The 21809-nt window shown below is 55.0% G+C and carries 22 protein-coding genes; 15 read left to right on the top strand and 7 right to left on the bottom strand.

Annotated features, from left to right (window positions below; translation table 11 throughout):
- Positions 1-293: 293 nt before the first annotated feature.
- From QC816_RS15595 to nqrM, 7 genes are all read left to right on the top strand, one after another.
- A complete protein-coding gene (locus QC816_RS15595; protein ID WP_264826223.1) occupies positions 294-1643 on the top strand; it encodes a Na(+)-translocating NADH-quinone reductase subunit A in 1350 nt (449 codons plus the stop codon).
- A complete protein-coding gene (locus tag QC816_RS15600) occupies positions 1643-2869 on the top strand; it encodes an NADH:ubiquinone reductase (Na(+)-transporting) subunit B (RefSeq protein ID WP_085919289.1) in 1227 nt (408 codons plus the stop codon). Before QC816_RS15595 ends, QC816_RS15600 begins: the two co-directional genes overlap by 1 nt.
- Entirely contained in the window at positions 2869-3690 is an 822-nt protein-coding gene (locus tag QC816_RS15605) for a Na(+)-translocating NADH-quinone reductase subunit C (RefSeq protein ID WP_085919290.1), read from the top strand. Before QC816_RS15600 ends, QC816_RS15605 begins: the two co-directional genes overlap by 1 nt.
- A 2-nt stretch (positions 3691-3692) precedes the next feature.
- The gene (locus QC816_RS15610; RefSeq protein ID WP_085919291.1) at positions 3693-4361 is read left to right on the top strand and encodes an NADH:ubiquinone reductase (Na(+)-transporting) subunit D; all 669 of its coding nucleotides are present in this window, start codon (positions 3693-3695) and stop codon (positions 4359-4361) included.
- 1 nt (position 4362) lies between these two features.
- On the top strand, positions 4363-4980 hold the full coding sequence (gene nqrE, locus QC816_RS15615; protein ID WP_085919292.1) for an NADH:ubiquinone reductase (Na(+)-transporting) subunit E: 618 nt from the start codon (positions 4363-4365) through the stop codon (positions 4978-4980).
- A 73-nt stretch (positions 4981-5053) separates the two neighbouring features.
- Entirely contained in the window at positions 5054-6286 is a 1233-nt protein-coding gene (gene nqrF / locus QC816_RS15620) for an NADH:ubiquinone reductase (Na(+)-transporting) subunit F (RefSeq protein ID WP_085919293.1), read from the top strand.
- Positions 6287-6415: 129 nt separating this feature from the next.
- The gene (gene nqrM, locus QC816_RS15625; RefSeq protein WP_066315197.1) at positions 6416-6670 is read left to right on the top strand and encodes a (Na+)-NQR maturation NqrM; all 255 of its coding nucleotides are present in this window, start codon (positions 6416-6418) and stop codon (positions 6668-6670) included.
- A 62-nt stretch (positions 6671-6732) separates the two neighbouring features.
- On the opposite strand, the gene QC816_RS15630 is transcribed toward nqrM, so the two are convergent.
- From QC816_RS15630 to leuS, 5 genes are all read right to left on the bottom strand, one after another.
- Positions 6733-7677 (bottom strand): PA2778 family cysteine peptidase, encoded by a 945-nt coding sequence (locus QC816_RS15630; protein ID WP_309783263.1) that lies wholly within the window; start codon positions 7675-7677, stop codon positions 6733-6735.
- 18 nt (positions 7678-7695) lie between these two features.
- On the bottom strand, positions 7696-8091 hold the full coding sequence (locus tag QC816_RS15635) for a PA2779 family protein (protein ID WP_085919295.1): 396 nt from the start codon (positions 8089-8091) through the stop codon (positions 7696-7698).
- A gap of 171 nt (positions 8092-8262) precedes the next feature.
- Positions 8263-9330 (bottom strand): DNA polymerase III subunit delta, encoded by a 1068-nt coding sequence (gene holA / locus QC816_RS15640; RefSeq protein WP_085919296.1) that lies wholly within the window; start codon positions 9328-9330, stop codon positions 8263-8265.
- Complete coding sequence (locus QC816_RS15645) at positions 9327-9821, bottom strand: LPS-assembly lipoprotein LptE (RefSeq protein WP_199285220.1); 495 nt, start codon at positions 9819-9821, stop codon at positions 9327-9329. The genes holA and QC816_RS15645 overlap by 4 nt, the downstream gene beginning before the upstream one ends.
- Positions 9818-12403 (bottom strand): leucine--tRNA ligase, encoded by a 2586-nt coding sequence (gene leuS / locus QC816_RS15650; protein WP_309783266.1) that lies wholly within the window; start codon positions 12401-12403, stop codon positions 9818-9820. Before leuS ends, QC816_RS15645 begins: the two co-directional genes overlap by 4 nt.
- Before the next feature lie 161 nt (positions 12404-12564).
- Between leuS and QC816_RS15655 the strand changes: the two genes are divergently transcribed.
- A complete protein-coding gene (locus QC816_RS15655; protein ID WP_085919299.1) occupies positions 12565-13086 on the top strand; it encodes a zinc ribbon-containing protein in 522 nt (173 codons plus the stop codon).
- A 7-nt stretch (positions 13087-13093) separates the two neighbouring features.
- Here the strand turns inward: QC816_RS15655 and QC816_RS15660 are convergent, their stop codons facing one another.
- Positions 13094-14407, bottom strand: a complete 1314-nt coding sequence (locus QC816_RS15660) for a hypothetical protein (protein WP_309783268.1) — start codon at positions 14405-14407, stop codon at positions 13094-13096.
- Between the two features lie 1378 nt (positions 14408-15785).
- On the opposite strand from QC816_RS15660, the gene QC816_RS15665 reads away from it, so the two are divergent.
- A complete protein-coding gene (locus QC816_RS15665) occupies positions 15786-16376 on the top strand; it encodes an SLATT domain-containing protein (RefSeq protein WP_309783270.1) in 591 nt (196 codons plus the stop codon).
- Between the two features lie 70 nt (positions 16377-16446).
- A complete protein-coding gene (locus QC816_RS15670; RefSeq protein ID WP_309783272.1) occupies positions 16447-17232 on the top strand; it encodes a hypothetical protein in 786 nt (261 codons plus the stop codon).
- Positions 17233-17442: 210 nt separating this feature from the next.
- Here QC816_RS15670 and QC816_RS15675 read toward each other — a convergent pair whose 3' ends face one another.
- Positions 17443-18003, bottom strand: coding sequence for a CopG family ribbon-helix-helix protein (locus QC816_RS15675; RefSeq protein ID WP_309783275.1), 561 nt, complete (start codon positions 18001-18003; stop codon positions 17443-17445).
- A gap of 488 nt (positions 18004-18491) precedes the next feature.
- Here QC816_RS15675 and QC816_RS15680 point away from each other — a divergent pair, with 488 nt between their 5' ends.
- The 5 genes from QC816_RS15680 (at position 18492) to cysE (ending at position 21750) form a co-directional block, all read left to right on the top strand.
- Entirely contained in the window at positions 18492-19034 is a 543-nt protein-coding gene (locus QC816_RS15680; RefSeq protein ID WP_309783277.1) for a macro domain-containing protein, read from the top strand.
- 76 nt (positions 19035-19110) lie between these two features.
- On the top strand, positions 19111-19530 hold the full coding sequence (locus QC816_RS15685; RefSeq protein ID WP_309783278.1) for a GFA family protein: 420 nt from the start codon (positions 19111-19113) through the stop codon (positions 19528-19530).
- Positions 19531-19597: 67 nt separating this feature from the next.
- Positions 19598-20074, top strand: coding sequence for an OsmC family protein (locus tag QC816_RS15690; protein ID WP_309783279.1), 477 nt, complete (start codon positions 19598-19600; stop codon positions 20072-20074).
- A 55-nt stretch (positions 20075-20129) separates the two neighbouring features.
- The gene (locus QC816_RS15695) at positions 20130-20756 is read left to right on the top strand and encodes an HD domain-containing protein (RefSeq protein ID WP_309783281.1); all 627 of its coding nucleotides are present in this window, start codon (positions 20130-20132) and stop codon (positions 20754-20756) included.
- A gap of 199 nt (positions 20757-20955) precedes the next feature.
- Complete coding sequence (gene cysE / locus QC816_RS15700; protein ID WP_085919308.1) at positions 20956-21750, top strand: serine O-acetyltransferase; 795 nt, start codon at positions 20956-20958, stop codon at positions 21748-21750.
- Positions 21751-21809: the final 59 nt, after the last annotated feature.

Consider the following 21809-nt stretch of genomic DNA (forward strand, 5'->3'; position numbering starts at 1 on the left):
CTGCTTTGATTGATAATCATTAATCGAAAAACGCCACCATCAGGTGGCGTTTTTGTAGGCGAATGGAATAAAAAATCTTGAAATGAGGGCGTCTATAGCACTTTAGGCGACCCCAGTTGATGTAGTCATTAGGCCCGGTTGTCTTTATAATACGATAGATTTTTCGGGGTGGTTCAAGTGCTACTTGAGCCTGACTGGTAACAATCTGAACAGATAACAAAAATTCACTGAGCAGAAAATAAGCATTCGAACCCCTTACCTTCGTATATCCGATCCATCAACTGGGCGAGACTATGATCGAAGTCAAAAAAGGCCTGGATCTCCCCATCACGGGAGCGCCCGAGCAGCGTATTGAAGATGCGCGTCCTGTGCGCCACGTGGCAATCCTGGGTACTGACTACGTTGGCATGAAGCCGACAATGGAAGTTCAGGAAGGGGATAAGGTCAAACTGGGCCAACTGCTCTTCACCGACAAGAAAATTGATGGCGTGCGCTTCACCGCACCCGCCTCCGGTGAAGTGGTCGCAATAAACCGTGGCGAAAAGCGTCGTCTATTATCTGTCGTGATCAAAGTCGACGAGCAGGAAGAGGCGGTGAGCTTTGCTTCTCATGAACGTGCCTCGTTAGGTCAGCTCGATCGTCAGGTCGTGGTTGACCAGCTGGTAGAGTCCGGGCTCTGGACCGCGTTACGCACGCGTCCCTTCTCGCGGACACCGGCGATCGACAGCACGCCTGCCGATATTTTTGTTACTGCAGTGGATACCCATCCACTCAGCGCTGATCCGGCGTTGATCATCAACGAGAACACACAAGCATTTGAAGACGGCCTCAAGGTGCTAACCCGCCTGACCGAGGGCAACGTTTTTCTGTGCAAGGGCGCCAACGCCTCTGTTCCCGGCGATGATGTCGAGGGTGTTACCACCGAAAGCTTTGCAGGGCCACATCCCGCCGGCCTGGTAGGGACGCATATTCATCACCTGTCACCGGTCGCCCTGCATAAAAAGGTATGGCACATTGGTTATCAGGACGTCATTGCGTTTGGCAAATTGTTTGCCGAAGGTAAACTCGATGTAAGCCGCGTGGTCGCGATTGGCGGTCCGCGTGCCGAGAATCCGCGTTTGGTGCGTACCCGTGTGGGAGCCAGCACTGAGGAACTCCTGGACGGGAATGTCATCCAACCGGAAGACACCCGCGTTATTTCAGGATCAGTCTTCTCGGGCTTTGCCGCTGAAGGAAAGCTGACCTATCTGGGACGTTTCGACAATCAAATCAGTTTGCTTGAAGAGGGCAACAAGCGCTCTTTCATGGGCTGGTTGTCGCCAGGCGCTAACCGCCATTCCGTACTGGGTATTTATCTTTCCAAGATTAAGGGCCTGAGCAACTACGCCCCCACAACATCGACTAATGGGTCCGAGCGTGCCATGGTGCCAATCGGCGTCTATGAAACCGTGATGCCGCTGGACATTATGCCGACGCAGCTGTTGCGTTCGCTGATCGTGGGCGACATTGAGGTTGCCATGCAATTGGGGTGTCTGGAGCTGGACGAAGAGGACCTTGCCCTGTGTACCTATGTTTGCCCCGGCAAATACGAGTACGGTCCCATTCTGCGTGACAATCTCACCATGATCGAGAAAGAGGCCTGATGATGGGTATTCGACAAACACTCGATAACATCGAGCCGCACTTCCATAAAGGTGGTAAGTACGAGAAGTTTTACCCGCTTTATGAAGCCGTAGATACGATTTTCTACTCACCCCCCAGCGTGGCCAAAACCACCGCCCACGTGCGCGATGGCATCGACCTCAAGCGCATCATGATCACCGTCTGGATGTGTACCTTCCCGGCGATGTTCTTTGGCATGTGGAATGCGGGCTGGCAGGCCAATACAGCCATCGAGGCAGGCTATGCATCGATGGACGGCTGGCGCGAAGCCATCATGATGACCCTGGCAGGTGGACACGATCCAAGCAGCCTATGGGCCAACTTCGTGTTGGGGGCAACCTACTTCCTGCCCATCTATCTGGTGACCTTCGCCGTCGGTGGTTTCTGGGAAGTGCTCTTTGCCATCAAGCGTGGCCACGAGGTCAATGAAGGCTTCTTCGTGACATCCGTGCTGTTCGCCCTGATCCTGCCGGCGACAATTCCGCTCTGGCAGGTGGCGTTGGGTATCACCTTTGGCGTGGTCATCGGCAAGGAGATTTTCGGGGGTACCGGGAAAAACTTCCTGAACCCCGCGCTGACCGGGCGGGCATTTCTGTATTTTGCTTATCCGGCGCAAATTTCCGGCGATTCTGTCTGGGTAGCAGCCGACGGCTACACAGGTGCTACGGCGCTGTCACTGGCTTTCCAGGAAGGCATGGGCTCGCTGACCGACACCTTCAGCTGGTGGGACGCTTTCCTCGGCTTTGTCCCGGGCTCGGTAGGTGAGGTATCCACCCTGGCGATCTTTATTGGCGCCGCCGTCTTGCTATGGACCGGGATTGCCAGTTGGCGAATCATGCTGGGCGTCTTGCTGGGCATGGTCATCACCAGCACGCTGTTCAATCTGATGGGGTCTGACACCAATCCAATGTTTGCGATGCCGTGGTACTGGCATCTGGTGATTGGCGGCTTCGCCTTTGGCATGGTGTTCATGGCGACGGACCCGGTGTCTGCCTCCATGACCAACCAGGGCCGCCTGGTGTTCGGCGCCTTGATCGGCGTGATGACGGTGCTGATCCGCGTGGTGAACCCGGCTTTCCCGGAAGGCATCATGCTGGCGATTCTGTTTGCCAATCTGTTTGCCCCGTTGATTGACCATTTCTTTGTCCAGGCCAATATCAAGCGTCGCGTCAAGCGCACGGGCGTACCGGCCGAGGAGACTGCCTAATGGCACAAGGTAATAACTCCATCAAGAAAGTTCTGATAGTGGCGTTTGCACTGTGTATTGTGTGCTCCGTCATTGTCTCGACGGCGGCGGTGGCATTACGCCCCGCCCAGCAGTTGAACCAGGAACTGGACCGTAAGACCAACATCCTTAACGTGGCCAAGCTTTACGAGCCGGGCATGGACGTTGAAGAAACATTCAACGAGCAGATTACGGCCCGTGTCGTTGACATGGAATCCGGTGATTACACCGATGAGTTCGACCCGGAGACCTTCAATAACTTTGAAGCCGCTCGGGATCCGGCCACTGGTCGCACGTTGTCTGGTGAAAAAGACATTGCGGGTCTAAGCCGGGTAGAAAATTACTCTACTGTGTACCTGATTGGTGATGAAAACGATCCGGAGCAGATTGTGCTGCCGATTCGTGGCCAGGGCCTTTGGGGCCTCATGCGTGGCTTCATCTCCGTAGAGGGTGACGGCAATACCATTGTCAGTATCACCTACTACGAGCACAGTGAAACGCCTGGCCTGGGTGCTGAGGTCAACAACCCGCGCTGGCAGGCTCAGTGGGAAGGTAAAGAGATTTACGACGAAGAGGGCGACCTCTCGCCGGAAATCCACCTGACCAAAGGCGGTGCAAGTAACGAACACGAAGTTGATGCGCTATCCGGCGCTACGCTGACCAGTAACGGCGTGACCAACATGCTGCAATTCTGGTTGAGCGAAGAAGGCTTCGGTCCGTATTTGGCGAAATTCCGTAGCGGTACTGACCCGGAAGACGCCGAAGACACCGATACCAACTTCGAAGACGTTGAGGGGGCCTAATCATGGCGGACGTAAATGCAAAAGGCGTTTTAACAGCGCCGATTTTCAAGAACAACCCCATCGCACTGCAGATATTGGGTATCTGTTCGGCGCTGGCGGTGACGACCAGCATGAGTGTTTCGCTGGTAATGGCGTTGGCGGTTATTTTTGTAACGGCATTTTCAAACCTGTTTGTATCGTTGATCAGGAATCATATTCCGTCTTCAATACGGATCATTGTCCAGATGACCATCATCGCCTCGCTGGTTATCGTGGTGGATCAGGTTCTCAAAGCCTATGCGTATGAAATGTCCAAACAGCTGTCGGTGTTCGTCGGTCTGATCATTACCAACTGCATCGTCATGGGACGTGCAGAAGGCTTTGCGATGTCCAACACGCCCGGCATGTCCTTCCTTGACGGTATCGGTAACGGTCTGGGTTACGGCTTTGTACTGATGGTCGTTGGCTTCTTCCGTGAACTGCTGGGCTCAGGCAGCGTATTTGGCTTCACCGTACTGCCGACCGTTCAGGACGGTGGCTGGTACGTGGGCAACGGCTTGCTGCTGCTTCCGCCTTCTGCATTCTTCATCATCGGCCTGCTGATCTGGGTGCTGCGTTCACTCAATCCTGAGCAGGTTGAGGAGAACGAGTTCAAGATGAAGGAAAATACTCAACCGAAGGAGGCCGTGTAACATGGAACATTATCTAAGCCTTTTTGTTGCGTCGGTCTTCGTTGAAAACATGGCGTTGGCCTTCTTCCTCGGCATGTGTACCTTTTTGGCCGTCTCGAAAAAGGTATCCTCCGCGATCGGCCTGGGTATTGCCGTTATTGTCGTACTGACCGTCACCGTGCCGGTCAACAACCTGGTATACACCTTCCTGCTTCAGGAGGGTGCACTGACCTGGACCGGCATCAATGGTGCTGAAAACATCGACCTTTCGTTCCTCGGACTGCTCAGCTATATCGGGGTTATTGCAGCACTCGTCCAGATCATGGAAATGTTCCTGGATAAGTACGTGCCTACGCTCTATAACGCGCTGGGGGTTTTCCTGCCGCTTATCACGGTGAACTGCGCCATTCTCGGTGGCGTACTGTTCATGGTCGAGCGTAGCTATAACTTTGGTGAGTCGGTGGTCTATGGCTTTGGTGCCGGTACTGGCTGGGCGCTGGCGATCGCTGCCCTGGCAGGCATCCGTGAAAAGCTCAAGTACAGCGATGTACCGGCGGGCTTGCAGGGCCTGGGTATCACCTTTATCACCGTAGGGCTGATGTCGTTGGGCTTTATGTCCTTCTCAGGTATTCAGCTTTAATCGGAGCCGGTTTTCCCGACGGTGCATACGCATCGTCGGGGCAAAGAAAACCCTTCAGCAATAGGAAACCGACATGGTTGATACAGCTGTCATCTTGCTCGGTGTTGTCATGTTTACGGTCATCGTTATCAGCTTAACGGCGATCATTCTGGCAGCGCGAAGCAAGCTTGTGAGTAGTGGGGACGTGACCATTGAGGTCAACGATGACCCTGAACATACCTTGACGACCCAGGCCGGTGGCAAACTACTGAATACCCTGGCCGCCAACGGCATTTTCCTTTCCTCTGCATGTGGCGGCGGTGGTTCCTGCGCCCAGTGCAAGTGCCGTGTAGAGACAGGCGGCGGCTCTATCCTGCCGACCGAAGAATCGCACTTCACCATGCGCGAGAAGAAGGAAGGCTGGCGTCTTTCTTGTCAGGTGCCTGTCAAGCAGGACATGAAGATTGAAGTGCCTGAGGAAGTGTTTGGCGTCAAGAAGTGGGAATGCGAGGTTATCGATAACCCCAACGTTGCCACCTTTATCAAAGAGCTGAACCTGAAGCTGCCGGAAGGCGAAGAAGTTGCCTTCCGCGCCGGTGGCTACGTGCAGTTGGTGGCGCCGCCGTACGATATCAAGTTCTCTGATTTTGATATCGAAGAGGAATACCGTGGTGACTGGGAAAAGTTCAGCTTGTTCGACGTTTCCCACAAGAACAACGAGGAAGTCATTCGTGCATACTCAATGGCGAACTACCCGGATGAGAAGGGTATCCTCAAGTTCAACATCCGTATCGCGACGCCGCCTCCCGGCACCAGCCATCCCCCGGGCTTGATGTCCACCTATGTCTTCAGCTTGAAGCCGGGTGACAAGGTTACCGTGATGGGGCCGTTTGGAGAGTTCTTCGCCAAGGATACCAACGCCGAAATGATCTTTATCGGCGGTGGTGCCGGTATGGCACCGATGCGCAGCCATATCTTCGACCAGCTCAAGCGGTTGAAAACCGATCGTAAAATTTCATTCTGGTACGGTGCGCGCTCATGGCGTGAAACCTTCTACAATGAAGAGTACGATCAACTGGCTGAAGAATTCTCGAACTTCGAATGGCACCTGGCGTTGTCAGACCCGCTGCCGGAAGATAACTGGGAAGGAGCGACGGGCTTCATTCACAACGTGTTGTATGAAAACTATCTGAAGGACCACCCCGCGCCTGAAGATTGTGAATACTACATGTGTGGGCCGCCCATGATGAACGCCTCTTGCATCAAGCTACTGCTTGATCTGGGGGTTGAGCCGGAAAACATCATGCTGGATGATTTCGGCGGTTAATAGCATGCCCAAGGGCGATTGCGGGGCTGGCCATTGGCTGGCCCCCTTTATTTTCGCGTTGTGGAATATCAGGCACTAACGGGACTTGTTGTTGTCTACTGGTAAGCCCCATCGTGAGAGGAGGTAATTATGGCCATCTGGCTACTGGTTTTCGGATTCATGGCCCTTGTGATGACGGTCATGGCCGTGGGGGTCATCATGGGACGCAAGCCCATTGCGGGTTCCTGTGGCGGCTTGAATCAAATCGGCATGAAAGACGGCTGCGATATCTGCGGCGGTAAAGACAAGGTGTGCGAGGAAGAGAACCGTAAACGCGGTAGCGCACGTCGTCGTAGCGACGAAAGCCGTGGCGCCGATCTAGGCTATAACGCTTCTCGTCGTTAATTCACGTCAAACAAGATTGATGATTTCTCCAAGACGCCGTGGCTTAGCCACGGCGTTTTCAGTTACCTGCCCAACTGATTTTCCAGTACTTCCTGGGCACGGGCCTGCCAGCTGCCTTCGATGGACGCCGCCTGTCTGAGAGCTTCTCGCGCCGCCTCCGGCTGGTCCCTCTGCAACTGCAGTAGCCCGATATTCAGCCACGCTGCGCCCATTTGCGGATCACGCTGAGTGGCTGCCTGGAAGGCGCTGAGCGCGTTGTCCGGCTGCTGGTTGGCGTAATACGCATTCGCCAGGCCAAACTGGCCAATCGCATTGTTGGGGTAACGCTCTGTCATTGCCTGCCAGCTACCCAGTGTGGCTTCGGGGCCATGTGCTTCCTCGTAAGCGCTGATCGCATTGATCGCGTTGCGTGCGGTAATGCCCTCCGGCAGAGTGCCAGGCTTTGCCACTACAAATCCCCAGCGATCGGTTCGTGCCCAGGTGGCATCAAAGCGACTGAAAGACAGGGTATGCCGCTCGATTTCGCCACTGCGCAGTATCAGGGTATCGTCATCCAGGTCGTAGCCAATTGCCACCGCGTAATGCCACATGGGAAACGCCGCGAGTGACAGGTTCTGCATGACCAAGACCGGGTCACCGGCGGCCAGATGCCCCAACAGATCGCCAAAGCTGCCGCGAATGGGATAAGCAAGACGCTCATGGCGACGCACAGTGGCCATCATTTCCGGCTGGACGCTACCTTCGCGGTCAGGAATAAATACCTGGGGTATCAGCGTCTCGACGTCGGTATCGACCCCCTGGTGATTCAGTACCATGGCCAGCGCTGCCGGGCCGCACTGGTACTCGGTCTGGGCGTAAAAGGGAACGTCGCTGATCTCGCTTTGGCGGGGCAGGCGCTGTTCAGTGCTATCGCGTAGCTGCGGGGCGCTTGCGCAAGCCGTGAGTAACAGCATCAAGACGAAAACGCCCGCGAGGCGGGCGTTTTGAAAGCAATACATAGCGTTCATGAAGATAGGCTTCATGGATTAGCGCGTAAACGGATAAACATCGGTCAGGCCAAGAATGTCAGTGACCAATAGAATAATAAAGACCGCGAACAGCGCACCAACGACACCGGCGCCAGCTGGCAGCTCTTCCAGTTGGGTGGCCATTTGCTGGGCTTCAGCATCGCTCAAAGCGGCAACACGCATTTCCACCTCGTCCAGGTCAACGCCTTGCTTGACCAGTGCGTCCTGGATGTCGGCGCGGTTAAGTAGCTGATGGATCCGCTCACGGTCCGCCTGGGCACTATCGTTGGCGAGCACGGACTGTGTGCTGACAAGGTCCGTTGAGGAAGAAGCCGGTGCCGCCGCAACGGGCAGGCTGGTAATGACCAGGGCGGCAATAAGCAGCGTCGATAGATAGGCACGTATTTTTTTCATCGTCTTGATCCTTAGACATATTTATAGGGATGGGCCAAGCACAAACGGCTTGAAACATGAGTATAGGAAGAATTCAGTCGTTTTTTAAGCGGGGTACACGCTTTGGTACCGAGAATTCACGGTTATTGCTTATTCGGACAATGGTGCCTGGATGCAGAAGGCCGGAAAGGCCTAAAAGCTGGGGGCAACGCGGTACGTCCAGGCCGATTCAGCCAGTAACCCGCGTCCACCGGCCATGGTCATCGCCAGGTCGTGCAATCCGGGCCATAACGGCACCGGTGACGCCCCTTTAACGGCGAGATCCAGTCGTTGGGCCATCAACAGCAGCTTATGTAAACGCTTCATGGGTAGCCGCTGAGTGGCTTTTTGATAGCCTGGGCGGCGCTTGTCGAAAATCATCGGCTTTTGAGCCTTGCAGGCGTGCTCAAAGCTCTGTCCCTGGTCCATGTGTTGATGCAGCGACAGCAGCGTACGTAGCTCGCGGGTTAGCGCCCAGAGGACGATAGGCGCTTCCACGCCCTCACTACGCAACCCGGTGATAATCCGCGAGACGCGGCTGGGTTCGCCTTTCAAACAGGCGTCGGCCAGGGTGAAAACATCAAAGCGGGTGCTGTCTTCCACGCCCTGGGCAATGCTTTCCGCACTAAGCCGGGTACCCTGGGGGTGAATGAGGGCCAGTTTCTGCATCGCCTGATCAGCCGCCAGCAGATTGCCTTCGGTACGTTCACCCAGCAGGCGAGCGGCGTCCAGGTCGATCTGCAAGCCGTGAAGTGAGGCACGGTCGCGCAGAAAGTAACCCAGACGCGAGACATCAACCGGCCATACCGGGACAAACAGACCATGCTTATCGAGCGCCTTGAACCAGGCACTTTTTTGCTGCTTGGCATCAAGCTTGCCCATACTGATCAACAGCAGGTCATCGTTATTGTCCAGGTGCTGGGCGTATTCGGCCAACGCCTTACTACCTTCCTGCCCCAGCTTGTGCTGGCCCAAACGCAGTTCAAGCAGCTTGTTGGTGGCGAACAGCGACAGGTTGCTGGCCACTTCAAGCAGCCGCCCCCAGGCAAAGTTGGGCTCGACATCCAGGACTTCGCGCTCCTCGATACCCGCCTGGCGGGCCGCGGCTCTTACAGCATCGCAGGCATCGCGGTGCTGAAGCGGCTCATCGCCGGCCACAATCACGACCTTGGGCAGCGACTTGGCCAGGGCGGCGGGCAGTTGATCGGCAAAGACTTTCACGAGGCGTTATTCAGGGCGCTGAGACGTTCGATAATGCGCTGCGTCAATTCACGATTGAGGCTTTGCTCGGCTTCGCTGAACAGGTCCTCGCGGTTGAGCAGGTCATTATCATTGATGCGAATACGGGTACTGGTCGACAGCGTTTCACCGTTGAGCAGGTAGGCGTTGTCCTCGCGGCGTTGAACAGACAGCGTAATGTTAAGGGTCAGCTCGTGGTCCCGGCTACCGCGAACTTCGCCGCCCAGGCGCCGTTCGTCCAACGTCGGCGATCCCAGCGTCACGCGCCATTGGCCGCTATCCGTGATGGCAGTGCCTTGCTGCTCCAAACGGTCGATGAGCTGGAGAGCCAGGTCGCTATTGGTATCGCCTTCAAGGGCCAGCGGCGGCAGGCTGGGCATGGAACCCGCACCGCGCAGCCGAAAACCGCAGGCGCTGAGGAGCACGGCCGCCGAGGCGGCCATACTGGTGGCTAAAAAAGTCCGTCGATTCATCCGCTCACCACTATGTTGACCAGCTTGCCCGGCACCACGATGACTTTACGCACCGTCTTGTCTTCCAGGTGACGCTGGACGTTGTCGTTTTCCATTGCCAACTGCTCAATGGCAGCTTTGTCGGCGCCGGCCGGGGCTTCCATACGGGCCCGCAATTTGCCGTTAACCTGGACCACAAGCTCAATGGTATCGCGGGTAAGCGCCGCTTCGTCGACGGCAGGCCAGGGCGTTTCAATCGCCGGGGTCGTATGGCCCAATTGCTGCCACAGGCGATGGCAAAGGTGCGGCGTGATCGGTGCCAGCAGCAATACGCAGGCTTCCAGTGCCTCACGGCTCACCGCAAGCCCCTGGGCTGAGTCGTCATCGAAGCGGGCCAGGGCGTTGGAAAGCTCCATCACCGCGGCAATGGCGGTGTTGAAGGTCGTCCGGCGGCCAATGTCGTCGCTGGCTTTCTTGATGGTTTCATGGGTCTTGCGGCGCAGTGCTTTCTGGTCGTCATCCAGCGCGGCCACGTCCAGTTTGCCCGGCGAACCGGCTTCAAGGTGCTCGTGAACCTGCCGCCACATGCGCTTCAGGAAGCGGTGGGCGCCTTCCACGCCGGAATCCGACCACTCCAGTGACTGTTCGGGGGGCGCGGCAAACATCATGAACAGGCGAACGGTGTCGGCGCCGAACTTGTCGATCATCGACTGCGGGTCAACGCCGTTGTTCTTCGACTTGGACATCTTCTCGATGCCGCCCATTTCCACCGGCTGGCCATCGCTCATCAGTACCGCACTCAGCGGGCGGCCTTTCTCATCGCGCTTGACCTCGACATCGGCGGGGTTGAACCACTCCTTACCGCCGTTCTCGGTGGTGCGGTAGTAGGTTTCCGCAATCACCATGCCCTGGGTCAGCAGCTGCTGGAAGGGCTCATCGGAATCCACCAGGCCAAAGTCACGCATCAGCTTATGGAAGAAGCGGGCGTAGAGCAGGTGCAGGATGGCGTGCTCGATCCCGCCGATGTAAAGGTCGACCGGTAGCCAGTAGTTGGCCCGCTCATCAAGCATGGCCTCATGGTTGTCAGCGCAGCAGAAGCGCGCGAAATACCACGAAGACTCCATGAAGGTGTCGAAGGTGTCGGTCTCCCGGGTCCAGCCGTCGCCCAGGTCGGAAAACTCGGGCATCTTCTTGAGCGGTGACCCCGAGGCGTCGACGGTGACTTCCATCGGCAGTTCGACCGGCAACTGGTCATCGGTAAGCGGCACGGTCTGGCCTTCAGGGCCGTATTTGACCGGAATCGGCGCACCCCAGTAGCGCTGGCGGGCCACCCCCCAGTCGCGCAGGCGGTAGTTGGTCTTGACCTCGCCGCGGCCCATCTCGGCGAGCTTGGCGGCGATTGCATCAAAGCCGTCCTCGAAGCCCAGCCCGTTGAACTCGCCAGAGTTGATCAGCATACCGTGTTCGGCATACGCGCCCTGGGACAGGTCGGGTGTGTTGCCGTTTTCATCGGCAATCACCGGATTGATCTCGATGCCGTACTTGGTGGCGAACTCCCAGTCGCGCTGGTCGTGGGCAGGTACGGCCATGACCGCCCCGGTACCGAACTCCATCAGCACGAAGTTGGCCACAAAGACGGGTACTTCATTGCCGGTAAGCGGATGAATGGCCTTGAAGCCCGTGGGCAGGCCTTTTTTCTCCTTGGTGGCCATTTCGGCTTCCGAGGTGCCGCCACGGGCGCACTCCTCGCGGAAGGCCTGCAGCTCGGCGTTGCCTTCAGCGGCCTGTTTGGCCAGCGGGTGGTCGGCGGCCACGGCCATATAGGTAACGCCGAACAGCGTGTCCGGGCGCGTGGTGTACACCGAAAGCGGCTCACCGCTCGAGCCGTCGGGGGCCTTGATGTCAAAAGACAGCTCGACGCCCTGGGATTTGCCGATCCAGTTGCGCTGCATGGTCTTGACCTGCTCGGGCCACTCGACGTTGTCGAGATCCGCCAGCAGCTCATCGGCGTAGTCAGTGATCTTCAAAAACCACAGCGGGATTTCCTTGCGCTCGACCAGCGCGCCGGAACGCCATCCGCGGCCTTCGATGACCTGCTCGTTGGCCAGAACGGTCTGGTCGACCGGGTCCCAGTTGACCGTGGACATCTTCTTGTAAACCAGCCCCTTTTCCACCAGCTTGGTGAAGAACCACTGCTCCCAGCGGTAATAACTGGTATCGCAGGTAGCGAATTCACGGCTCCAGTCGTAGGCAAAACCGAGGGCTTTCAACTGGTTGCGCATGTAGTCGATGTTCTGGTACGTCCACTTGGCGGGCGGCACCTGGTTTTGAATCGCGGCGTTTTCCGCCGGCATGCCGAACGCATCCCAACCCATGGGCTGCATGACATTCTTGCCCTGCATGCGCTGGAAGCGGGACACCACGTCGCCGATAGTGTAGTTACGCACGTGGCCCATGTGCAGCTTGCCGCTGGGGTAGGGGAACATCGAAAGGCAGTAAAACTTTTCGCGGTTCGCGTCCTCTACCGCTTTAAAGCATTGATGTTGATCCCAATATTGTTGGGCGTCGCGTTCAATTTCACGAGGGCTGTATTGTGCGTCCATCGGTTTATTTAATGCCTTGGCGTATCGCCCAAGTTGGGCGCAAAGTGAATGTTAGATGACGACTGTCAGATTAGTGGCGTCGATTGTATCCTATGCAGGTGTATCCTTGAACGGCTAGGCCATGATAGGTCACACCGCGCGTCGACAAAAGGAGAGGGACCATGAGTGAACAACACAACGACCATCGCCTACGCGAAGGCTACGAGCGTTTGCTGGAACGGATGCGGGACGGCGCTGACGAGCTGACCTGGGAAAATCTGCAAAAGGACCTGGACGACGCCGTTGAGTTTGAAGCGGAGCTGGAAGAGTACACCAAGGACGAACTGGCTTTGCTGCGGGCCTGGGTAGAGCGTGACCTGAAAGACATGCGCCACTACATGTCGGATACCGGGAAGCAGGTGGCCAGCTGGTTAGGCATTGATCTTGACCACCTTACCCGCCGCGTGGCGGAGTCGCTGCTTTCGATTGCCGACCGGAGCATCGTCGAGCGTGAGCGCTTTGACGACGACCTGGAAGCCGCCCGCGCCGATTACTGCGAAGGCGAGATGGCCGCTCCCGGCCTGATGGCCTGCGTGCACTGCGACGCCCAGGTGATGCTTCACAGCGTCTCGCGGCTGGAGCCTTGCCACCAGTGCGGCCATCGCTACTTTTACCGTTTTCCCGGCAAAATCGTCGAGACCTGATACATCGCTAGCCGACGATCAAACTGACGCCTGCGATCGCCCCCAGCGAGAGCAGGCTCAGGACAGCCGCGTACAGGAGGTTGTTGGTCATCATCCGGTAACCGCTCACCCCGTAGCGGCCCTGAAGGGACAGGTTGATGCCCGACAGCGGCCCCACGCTGGTGCCCACCGCCCACGAGCTCAATGCCACAAAGGCAAACAGCGTTTGCTCGCCGCCCTCCAGGTTGAGTATCGAGGCCAATACCGACACGCCGATAATCGGGTGCAGCCCGGCCAGTGCGCTCAGCGAAATGGCGGCGAAGCTGATCATCGCCTGGGGTGTGCCAAAGTCGGTAAACAGGGTCCAGTCGCTACCCGCTGCGGCCGATACCAGGGTGGAAAGCCCCAGCGTCAATAAGCCCGCCGCCAGGAACAGCGACACCTCGCCGCGCATGGCAGGCAAGCGAGTGAGGGTGTGCTGGCGGACTCGCCGCAGGGTAAAACGTGGCCCCTCGCGCAGGTTGCTCAGCACGGCGACGGCTGGCAGCAGGAAGGTAATAATGCTGACAATGGTCAGCGACGGCGTCAGCCAGAAGTGAAACAGCATCACCAGCGCCGCCATGCCCACCGGCATCAGCAGGCTACGCGGTGCCAGCGAATAGCCATCCACCTCGCGCAGGTCAAATCGCCGTCTAAGCTCCAGCGTCGTGAACAACCCCGCCATCATCGCCAGGGGAAAGCCCGCCAGGGCAATGTGCGCATACTCGACGTCGGGCACCAGCGAGATCACCAGGCCCATCGAGGCAAAAAACGGCGACCACAGCGCGGCGCTGGAAAGCCCACGGTTCAGTGCTAATAATTGCGGCATCTTAAGCGGCCCGCGCCTCGCCAGCTTGTCGCCAACCATCAGCACGGTGGAAAGGTTCAAGATCGTGCCCAGGAAATGCACCCCCAACCAGGTGCGAAGCACGCCACCCGCGCCGGTCACACGGCTGCCCGAGGCGCCTTTGCTGCCTTGCTTGCCAATCAGCGTAATAAAACTGACGCCCACCAGCATGGCCACCACGAACACATTGCCCTGCAACATGGCAGGCCAATCGACCTCAGCACTATAAACAAACCGCGCCACCAACAGCATGCCCGCGCCCAGGCCAATCAACACCCCCGCCTGGATGCGCGAACGCCTGGGAATATCCCGCCACAGCAACAATACCGCCGCCCACAGCACATAGCTCACCGCCTGCGTGGTAGCCGCCCAGCCGCTAAACCCCACTATTTGCACTACCAAACCAAGCAAAATCAGCACGCCCGCCAAGCGCTGCCGAGAAGTCGTCTCTTGCATCTCAATCCCTTACTGGTTGAGTTAGCAGGCTAATCGGGTTTGCAACGGAAGGCCAGCCCCGAACCGATCTGTAAGGGCCGCAACATTCCTGGGTTCGGTAAAGGCACCCATAAAAATGCACAGAAATTCAACGCGCCACGCAACCCCCTAAAAGCACCCCACCAATGTAGGAGCTCGACTTGTCGGGCGATTGATAAGGCCACAACACCTAACGCATGCATGGATTCAAGAAAGGCATCCACCAACATGCCCAGAAACTCACTGCGGCACGCACCCCCTACAAGCACCACACCAATGCAGGAGCCAGACTAGCCGAGCGATGAAAAGGCCAAAACCCGCCATGAACTCGCTGTGGTAAATGCCATAACAAAAATTAGTGTCTGCTTTGCAATGCCAAAGAAAACTGAGTAACGTCGACGTTATAACGTCTGTTTAATCCGAAATAGGCGACAAAAATTGGTGAGACGGTCGCAGGCGGAGCGCTTTAACGCATCCCAGTCGTACCGGGGCGGTAGCGTGCCTTCATTTAGCGTATATGTTTTTCCGGTACGTGGGCTGTAGCGCTTTACTCGCATAACAGCTTTCACACGATCCATTAGTTTCGGGGACCTGCTTTGCATATCCATTTGCTGTCTATCTCCTGGTGGTGGATATACACACAGAATTATTGAGCTTGGCAAAACGCGCAAGCGTGGGAATTCTGCAAATTTAGCCTGATTAATATTAATTTAATTAAAATCAATTGGTTACATGCGAAAAGTTAGGTTACATTTGGTAAGTAAACATGCAGGCGCGTTTATCCAATCATAGGACGCGCCGTCTAATACCTGTTATAAATTGAGGTAGTCCAATGACGGGCCTCGTATCCAGAATCCACCAAGGGCGATATGACTCCGAAAAGGAGCTGTTACGTCTTCGTGACAATGCCCTCGAGAAAGGTAGGATTGATGTCTTGGATGCGGTTCATCAACGGTTGAAGAAAAACTATCCCCTCATTTACCAGAGGCTAGTTGGTCCTCTCACCGATAGAACTCGAGATAAGAAGTTCAAATGCTATTGCAACAACCCGAAGAGTCTCCACGAGATCTATCTGGATATCATGGTCGGCCACGTTCATTATCATTCGTTGATTTGCGACGATTGTTGGCAGGAAGATCTCACTAAAACGTGGGGTTACTACGGTTGGGCGAGCAAGCTAATTCCGCAAGCGGTGTGGCATGCACTCTGCGAAGAGCGGGCGTACGACAAGTACGTTGAGTAATTTATAACAAGGCGCATCAATACGCGGCCGGTGGCCGCCGGACGCCCTTTTCATTGCGGCTGCGCCTCCATTACAAGGGCGCCGTTGTGCGCTGGCGTTAAGCATCGAGGAGAAGTTGTGCAGAAGGAAAATCATTTCGAAGAATTGTATGACCGAATACATAAAACTGCCGCATGCAGATTTTTTGCTCATGACCGATTAAGGGCTCACCACAATGCTTCGCTATGGACCATTACATTCTTCTCGATGGGATTGATTTTTATACCTCTCTTGCAATCCTTTGGACTAGAGACGCGTTTTACCCAAAACTATACGAACTTCATTCAGGTAGTTCTTGCAATTGTAATTCTGGTTATCTCTATTCTTCTCAATATGACCAACTTTTCGGTAAGAGCTGATCGAATGCACCAGTGCGGAATGATACTGAATTCTTTGGCTAGAAAAGTTCATCGCCACATAAACGAAGATAAGAGCGAGGGCTCATATGAAGGCTTAGTCAAGGAGTATGATGCAGTCTTGCAGAGATTTGAAAATCATTCGCCGTTAGATTATCTTTTTGCGAAAAATCACTTGACGAGTAGCTATACTAATCCTTGGTACTTTCCAGCTTACATACGAATACGTTATGCAGGACAGTTTCTACCTTATATAGCTCTTCTTGGTTTAGAGGCAGCATGGTTTTTGATGCTTGTCACAGGCAATGCTTAACAAACGCGTCAAATGCGACGCTCGTACCTCGCGCACTTTACGCAGGCGTTAAAATCTTGAGAATAGTCCCATGAGCACCCCCAATAGCCACGATAAAGATGATGACGAGGAAGTAGGCTCGCCGAACTACTGGGTTGAGCAGTTTGAAGGGACTCCAGGCTCGGTTGTTGTCCCACCCTACATAAGATTTTTGCAAGGGCTTTTACTTCTGAGGCGGGCTGTTGTAGTGCTCCGAAGCGCCCAGTATTCGGGTGCGATGGGTCATCCAGAGCTATCCGAAGCGATCATGGACTTTGAAGATGATCGCGTTGCTAATCAAGTTGAGGTTTCCTACGAAACGTATTTCGCAGGTCAGCTATTAATTAATTTGATCTCCGAGGTCGAGCATTTTTTTGGTAGCGCAATTTCTGCGGCCTTGCGGCTTCACCCTAACAAAATGGGAAAACAGTCATTTCAGTTATCTGAGATAATTAGCGCTGGCTCTACCGACGAATTGATTGATCATGCCGCTAACATTTTTCTAAATAAGCTCATGTATGAGAAGCCGTTAGATTATGCTAAGAAATTCAGCGATATACTATCTATTGATTACGACTCTCTGGTGGATTTGTGGATACCATTCGTTGAACTGAAGGCTCGAAGAGATATTGGAATACACAATAATTGGGTTGTAAACGACATATATAACCGAAAACTGTTTGAAGCTAAGATTAAATGTAATGAGAGTGTTGGGAGTCGATTGAGACCTGATTTCAGTTATCTGACAAAGGCTGACCATATCTGCCTCGATCTTGTTGAGGGTATTATTGAGCTATTGTCTGAAAAGTGGATGCCTGATCCAGAAAAAGCTGAATGAGCAAATATTCCTGAAAGCTATTATTTTAACAAGGCCAGGCACAGCGACGGCTACTGCATTGCGGCTTCGCCTCCATTCCGTAGCCGCACATGCTGGCTGGCGTTAAGTATGTGTACAGCTAGCGCAGCAGTTCGAAGCTAGTCCTCCTTGAATTTCTTTAAAAGTGCATCGCCTTGAGCTGAGCTGAGAGTGACCATTGTCATCCTGAAATTAAAGTTCGACTTGGTGGCATCTTTGCAGCCCTTCGCTGTTAAGGGGGGGGGTCAGGCGCACAAAGTCATTGAGCTTTCGTGCATACCATTCGTCTTTATTGCCTTGATGATCGCGCACCAATAGGTCTTTGTCTGCTGTACCATAGCCAACGATTCCGACTCCACTTTGGTACAGAAAAACGATGTCACCTCCTTTTAAATGAGCAATGTTTTCCTTCCAACCCCCGTAAAAAGCAGAGGCCTCACCGTTTTCTAGCATCGTGTAATGGTCTTCGGGCAAATTGTTGTAGTTCGTGTTCAGCAGGAAGTACCGTTGACCATCAGATACGACTCCTTCGGTTGCCGGAGCTATCGTTTTGTTTTGTAGTTCAGTTAGCTGTTTTTCCAATTCAACTAAGCCACCCTCGATAAAGGTACTGATAAGTTCAGATCGTGTTTTGGCCAAAACTTGGGCTAGCTCTTCGAGCTGGTTTACAGTTGTTGTGGGCAGCCGAATGGAAAGCAATTGAGAATCTGAGGGTGTGTTAATCATGTTTTTTATGTGCGTAGTTAGGGACATAGCATAATTCCTGTATTATATTTTGTATCACCTAATCCTGTAAGACAAAATGTAATACAGTCATGGGCTGGGTCAAGCTGTAATTCAAATTGTAATACTGAGGCCCGGCTGCACTTAACAATCGCGTCAACGGGACCGGTTCTCCGCTGGCGCTCCAAACCGGCCCGTTACGCCAGGCGTTAGGCTTCCGACAACCTGGGGGTGACGTCCCCTGCGGCAGAAAGCCCAGCCGTTAGAGGACAAAAATATGATCCACGAACCGATTGCTCTCATCGTCATCGACATTTAGCGCGGCATGAAAGCACCCGATACCGGGGAGAGATATTGCTGATGCCACGATTAATGAGATGCGCGAAGCCAGTGCGGTCATAAAGGGCAATGCATGAACCAAAGCGCTTTTTCAGTCTACACTTTCAGTATTTGCCGCACTCACCAAGGCTCAGCACCACTAGAGTCTGCCTGATACGTGGCAACAGACGGAGGAGACTATGAGCGACAACCGCATCAGCGTGCAGTGCGTGGTGGGCGATATTGCCCAACAGCCCGATGTTGATGCCGTGGTCAATGCGGCTAATGCGCAATTGAGAACCGGTGGTGGCGTCGCCGGGGCGCTTCACCGCGCTGCCGGGCCAGGCTTGGCGGAAGAGGGGCGGCCTATGGCGCCTATCGCCCCGGGCCAGGCGGTACTTACTGGCGGTCATGATCTGCCTAACGCTTGGGTGATTCATTGTCTGGGCCCGGTGTATGGCGTGGACAAGCCCGAGGATCAACTGCTGGCAAACTGCTACCGCAATGCGCTGACACTTGCTGACGAGCACGGCATTGAGCGGCTGGCCTTTCCATCTCTCTCCACCGGCGCCTTTGGCTATCCGGCGGACCAAGCCGCACAGGTGTGCGCGACGACCCTTGAAGCCATACTGCCCACCTTGCACAAAGTGCGCCTGATCCGCTTTGTTTTATTCGATGAAGCGGCCCGGCAAACACTCCACGACGCATTGGCTCAACGCTTGACCATTGATCCAGCGGGCTAGTAGCGGCGTTTATTCCCTCATTGAGACTACAGTGGGGGCATCAGAGTTGATGGAAGCACAACTGAAGGAGACCAAGATGGCATCTAACACACAGCGTCAGGGGGCCTGCCTGTGCGGTCTGGTCAGCGTCACTGTTACCACCAATAGCCACCATGTCGGCGTTTGTCACTGCTCAATGTGTCGAAAGTGGGGTGGTGGCCCGATGTTTGCGGTTGAGTTTGCCGGTGATGTGGACTTCCAAGGTACCGAGCATATTTCCATCTTTAGTTCCTCAGAATGGGCCGAGCGTGGTTTCTGCCAGCAATGTGGCACTCATCTCTTCTATCGCTTAAAGCAGAATGGTCATTACGCGCTTCCCGTGGGGCTGCTTGATGGCTCGGATGATTGGCAAATAACCGAGCAAATATTCATCGACCAAAAGCCGCGCTATTATTCGTTGGCAGAAAAAACCAAGCAGCTGACCGGCAAAGAAGTGTTCGCCCAGTATGGTGGATAAAGGCTAATCGACGGGTGCGTCTCCGTTTAAGCGACGAGGCGGGTCATTTCTAAAGAGGGAAGCATCAATGTCAGAAAAAGGTCGGCACGATTATGCCGCTACCGTTGTCTGGACGGGGAATTCAGGCGAAGGTACCAAACATTATCGCGCCTTCTCGCGTGACCACGAGATAACGTGCGACAGTAAACCGACGATATTCGGGTCAGCAGATCCCGCCTTCCTGGGCGACGCGTCCCGTTATAACCCGGAAGAGCTATTGCTAAGCTCGCTCTCGGCATGCCATATGCTTTGGTACCTGCATCTGTGCGCCAACGCTGGTATTACGGTAACGGAGTATGTAGACAACGCCACGGGTCGAATGATCGAGACGACCAATGGCAGTGGCTATTTCGAGAGCGTAACGCTGAAGCCACGCATCCGAATCGGGGCGGCTGACGACAGGGAGCTTGCGACATCCCTGCACGATAAAGCGCATTCGTTCTGCTTTATTGCCAATTCCGTGAATTTTGACGTCGGATGTGAGCCGGCGATTCTCACCGGGTAATCGACGTGCCTAACAAGTGCAGGCATTAACGGTACATGACGAATAAGGATGTTGCGTGGTAGAGCATTATGAACACCAGTTCATCAGCTTCATTAACGCTGAAATGGAGCAAGACCCGGCGCATGATGTGAATCATGTATTGAGAGTCGTTAAAACCGCCAAATCGTTATGTGCAATAGAAGGGGCGAAACTTGAAGTGGTTTTGCCGGCCGCGTATTTACATGATTGCTTTTCATTCCCCAAGAATCACCCCGACAGGGCGCGGAGTTCTTTTATCGCCGCCGAGAAGGCGATGGATTTCCTGGCGGCCATCGATTATCCGTCTGAATATCACGACGACATAGGGCATGCGATCGTCGCGCATAGTTTCAGTGCGAATGTATATCCTCAAACGATAGAAGCACAGATTGTACAAGACGCCGATAGGCTGGATGCGCTTGGGGCTATCGGGATTGCAAGGTGCCTTCAGGTGAGCACCCGTTTAGGGGTGGGGCTGTATGACCCGGAGGACCCGTTCTGTGAAGCTCGTGCGCCCAATGACCGTGCTAATTCGGTTGATCACTTCTATACAAAGCTACTTAGAATTGCTGAAACCATGAACACGAAATCTGCCAAGGAAGAGGCGGAAAAGAGAACCGCCTTTATGAAACAGTATCTGGCTCAGTTAGGCGCTGAAATATAAGAAGTACGTATTCGAAAGGCAAGGCATTCACGCCTGCTTTCAGATGGTTGAGCCGTTCAAGACGGCCTCACCTAGCCATTCGAAGGAATACGTCTTTGATACATTGGGAAGAACTTGAAGGCTGGCCGACGCTATTGCCCTTGCCAGGCCATCGAGGATCCGAAATACGTCAGTTTTAGGCATCAGGAGGTTAAATCACGTGCAGATCGAAGACGCTACCTGGCAGACATTGCGTGAAGAGGTACGCGCTCTGGCAGGGTCAGAGCCGATCCTGGCGAGCTACCTGCATGCGACGGTGATCAACCATTGCGAGCTGGAAGATTCGCTGTCCTACCTGCTTGCGGGCAAACTTTCCTCGCCTGATCTCCCGGCCATGAGCCTCCGGGAGGTGATTTCTCAAGCCTTCGCTGATTCCCCCGACATCAGGAAGGCGATCCGCAATGACCTGGCGGCGGCCGCTGACCGTGACCCGGCGGCGCATGGCCTGGCGAATCCTTTTCTGAATCACAAGGGGTTTCACTCCTTGCAGGCGTATCGGGTGTCCCACTGGTTCTGGATGAAAGGGCGGCGGTCTCTGGCGCTCTATCTGCAGAGCCGGGTCTCCGAAGTGTTTGCGGTGGATATCAACCCTGCTGCCGTCTTGGGTGATGGCATCTTCATCGACCATGGCAATGGCGTCGTCATCGGTGAGACGGCGGTGGTTGGCGACAACGTGTCCATGCTTCAGGGCGTAACGCTAGGTGGCACGGGGAAAGAAGAAGGGGATCGGCACCCCAAGGTTGAGAGTGGCGTCCTGCTGTCGGCGGGGGTCAAAGTGCTTGGCAATATCCGCATAGGCGCTGGCTCCAAGGTGGGAGCAGGCAGCGTGGTGCTTCAGGATGTGCCGCCGCGTACAACGGTCGTCGGCGTCCCGGCGCGAGTCGTCGGTAAGCCAGGCAACGAGCACCCGGCTATTTGCATGGATCAGCGCTGTGAACAAGCAGGCAATAGCTGACCCTGCCGCCGGGAAGATGCCTGAGGCGCTTCCCTGTTACCCAGTCAATCGATGGGGCC

The organism is Vreelandella janggokensis, from assembly GCF_031451615.1.
Taxonomy (GTDB): Bacteria; Pseudomonadota; Gammaproteobacteria; order Pseudomonadales; family Halomonadaceae; genus Vreelandella; species Vreelandella janggokensis.

What these genes read in the sequence shown, in the direction of transcription:
- nqrE (WP_085919292.1), top strand. Translation starts at nt 4,363, where the DNA reads ATGGAACATTATCTAAGCCTTTTTGTTGCGTCGGTCTTCGTTGAAAAC.
- QC816_RS15595 (WP_264826223.1), top strand. Translation starts at nt 294, where the DNA reads ATGATCGAAGTCAAAAAAGGCCTGGATCTCCCCATCACGGGAGCGCCC.
- QC816_RS15630 (WP_309783263.1), bottom strand. Translation starts at nt 7,677, where the DNA reads ATGAACGCTATGTATTGCTTTCAAAACGCCCGCCTCGCGGGCGTTTTC.
- leuS (WP_309783266.1), bottom strand. Translation starts at nt 12,403, where the DNA reads ATGGACGCACAATACAGCCCTCGTGAAATTGAACGCGACGCCCAACAA.
- QC816_RS15685 (WP_309783278.1), top strand. Translation starts at nt 19,111, where the DNA reads ATGGCATCTAACACACAGCGTCAGGGGGCCTGCCTGTGCGGTCTGGTC.
- QC816_RS15690 (WP_309783279.1), top strand. Translation starts at nt 19,598, where the DNA reads ATGTCAGAAAAAGGTCGGCACGATTATGCCGCTACCGTTGTCTGGACG.
- nqrM (WP_066315197.1), top strand. Translation starts at nt 6,416, where the DNA reads ATGGCCATCTGGCTACTGGTTTTCGGATTCATGGCCCTTGTGATGACG.
- nqrF (WP_085919293.1), top strand. Translation starts at nt 5,054, where the DNA reads ATGGTTGATACAGCTGTCATCTTGCTCGGTGTTGTCATGTTTACGGTC.
- QC816_RS15645 (WP_199285220.1), bottom strand. Translation starts at nt 9,821, where the DNA reads ATGAATCGACGGACTTTTTTAGCCACCAGTATGGCCGCCTCGGCGGCC.
- QC816_RS15675 (WP_309783275.1), bottom strand. Translation starts at nt 18,003, where the DNA reads ATGTCCCTAACTACGCACATAAAAAACATGATTAACACACCCTCAGAT.
- QC816_RS15655 (WP_085919299.1), top strand. Translation starts at nt 12,565, where the DNA reads ATGAGTGAACAACACAACGACCATCGCCTACGCGAAGGCTACGAGCGT.
- QC816_RS15600 (WP_085919289.1), top strand. Translation starts at nt 1,643, where the DNA reads ATGATGGGTATTCGACAAACACTCGATAACATCGAGCCGCACTTCCAT.
- QC816_RS15635 (WP_085919295.1), bottom strand. Translation starts at nt 8,091, where the DNA reads ATGAAAAAAATACGTGCCTATCTATCGACGCTGCTTATTGCCGCCCTG.
- QC816_RS15680 (WP_309783277.1), top strand. Translation starts at nt 18,492, where the DNA reads ATGAGCGACAACCGCATCAGCGTGCAGTGCGTGGTGGGCGATATTGCC.
- QC816_RS15660 (WP_309783268.1), bottom strand. Translation starts at nt 14,407, where the DNA reads ATGCAAGAGACGACTTCTCGGCAGCGCTTGGCGGGCGTGCTGATTTTG.
- QC816_RS15610 (WP_085919291.1), top strand. Translation starts at nt 3,693, where the DNA reads ATGGCGGACGTAAATGCAAAAGGCGTTTTAACAGCGCCGATTTTCAAG.
- QC816_RS15670 (WP_309783272.1), top strand. Translation starts at nt 16,447, where the DNA reads ATGAGCACCCCCAATAGCCACGATAAAGATGATGACGAGGAAGTAGGC.
- QC816_RS15605 (WP_085919290.1), top strand. Translation starts at nt 2,869, where the DNA reads ATGGCACAAGGTAATAACTCCATCAAGAAAGTTCTGATAGTGGCGTTT.